Below are 1487 nucleotides of genomic sequence, written 5' to 3'. Positions count from 1 at the left end.
GATTATGCAGACCAACCCAACCGGCCCGTTGATCGGGCCGGCTGTCGAACTCTACCTAAACACCAAAACGGTTCTGCCCACCGAAACCCAAAGTGAGACTGCGCTAGGCTACATCGGCAAATTGAGGCCGCGACTCTAGAGGCCGGCCCGAAGCGTTCTGATCTCGTCGTCGCTCAGCGGCAGGTCTTCTCCATCAGGATCGACCGCGAGGCGATGGCCAAGCCTTCGTGGGGCTTGATCTCGCCGGTCGGGCGGAACCCCATGCTGCGCCAGAACCCGACCACGGGGTTGGCCTCCACGACGGCGAGCCGGACAACGCGCGCATCCAGATCGTCTCTGATGAGTAAGCGGTGCCCCGATCGCACCTTCTTTGCATGGGTCTGAGCGGTCAGTGTGACGATCCTGATTTGGAGGGTCGTTTTGTGTCTAGGCTTGACCATAGACTTGAGCCGGAGGGCGAAGTCCGGCGCTTTGAGGTGATCAACGGTGCGATTGGCCGCCGTCGCTGGAGCGGCGATGAGCGCGCTCGGATCCTTGAGGAGACGCTCGCGCCTGGTGCGGTGGTATCGGCGGTGGCCCGCCGTCATGGGCTGACGCCTCAGCAACTGTTCACCTGGCGGCGCGAGGCACGTCAGGCGGCCGAGAGCCTGCCGGCTTTCGTGCCGGCGGTGATTGCGCAGCCTGCGGGCGCAGCGCCGGAGGCGAGCACCCCACCGCGATCCCTGCGTCCCAGACGACGCGCGCAAAGACGCCGTATCGCTGCGATCGAGATCGACGTCGGCGGCGTCAAGGTAACGGTAGAAAACGGTGCCACGCGCGCCACGATCGAGCCGCAATCGGTGCGCTGAAGGGCGGGTCGTGATCGGCCCGACCGGCGCGGTCCGCGTCATGATCGCGACGAAGCCAATCGACTTCCGCAAGGGCGCGGATGGCCTGGCCGCGCTGGTGCGCGAGAGCATGGGCGCCGATCCGTTCTCGGGCGCGGTCTATGTGTTCCGGGCGAGGCGGGCTGACCGGATCAAGCTGGTTTACTTCGATGGGACGGGCGTGTGCCTGTTCTCGAAGAGGCTGGAAGACGGCAAGTTCCAGTGGCCCGCCATCGCCGACGGTGTCGTTCGGCTGACAGCGGCACAGTTGCAGGCGTTGCTCGAAGGCCTCGACTGGCGGCGCGTGCATGAACGGCGCGAGACGCGCGTCCCCATCGCGGCAAGTTGATCGCTTGATACTGGCAAGCCACTGTAATCCATGATTGAATCGACTTCGCGAGCAACGCGGCCAACCCACTGATCAGCGATCCGATCGCGCTTCGGGCGATGCTCGCGGAGGAGCGCGCCGAGAACGAGCGGTTGCGCCAGATCATCAAGGAGCTCCAACGTCATCGCTTCGGCCGCCGGGCCGAGAGCCTGCCGGTCGATCAGTTGCTGCTGGGGCTCGAGGAGGCCGAGCAGATCGAGGTCGAGGGCGCCGCCGGCGAGGAGGCGACTGAT

General features: G+C 65.5%; 4 protein-coding genes. 3 read left to right on the top strand and 1 reads right to left on the bottom strand.

From position 1 onward, the window contains the following. Positions 1 to 173: 173 nt before the first annotated feature. Positions 174 to 587 carry an N-acetyltransferase gene (locus AC1DZY_RS26585; protein ID WP_476823158.1) on the bottom strand — a complete coding sequence of 138 codons (414 nt, stop codon included), beginning with the start codon at positions 585 to 587 and terminating at the stop codon, positions 174 to 176. On the opposite strand from AC1DZY_RS26585, the gene tnpA reads away from it, so the two are divergent. The 3 genes from tnpA to AC1DZY_RS26570 all read left to right on the top strand — a co-directional run. Beyond that, complete coding sequence (tnpA, locus tag AC1DZY_RS26580) at positions 477 to 848, top strand: IS66-like element accessory protein TnpA (RefSeq protein ID WP_476823157.1); 372 nt, start codon at positions 477 to 479, stop codon at positions 846 to 848. The genes AC1DZY_RS26585 and tnpA overlap by 111 nt on opposite strands. 10 nt (positions 849 to 858) lie before the next feature. Next, positions 859 to 1215 carry an IS66 family insertion sequence element accessory protein TnpB gene (tnpB, locus tag AC1DZY_RS26575; RefSeq protein ID WP_476823155.1) on the top strand — a complete coding sequence of 119 codons (357 nt, stop codon included), beginning with the start codon at positions 859 to 861 and terminating at the stop codon, positions 1213 to 1215. 98 nt (positions 1216 to 1313) lie between these two features. After that, a partial coding sequence (locus tag AC1DZY_RS26570) for a transposase domain-containing protein (protein WP_476823156.1) occupies positions 1314 to 1487 on the top strand: 174 nt, incomplete at its 3' end.

It is taken from the genome of Allobosea sp. P2_A10, assembly GCF_056405115.1.
The sequence above is the reverse complement of the archived record's forward strand: the minus strand, read 5'-3'. Positions and strand labels throughout refer to the sequence as shown.

Bases quoted from the DNA above. Each gene is read 5' to 3' on its own strand.
- AC1DZY_RS26585 (WP_476823158.1), bottom strand. From the start codon at position 587: ATGACGGCGGGCCACCGCCGATACCACCGCACCAGGCGCGAGCGTCTC.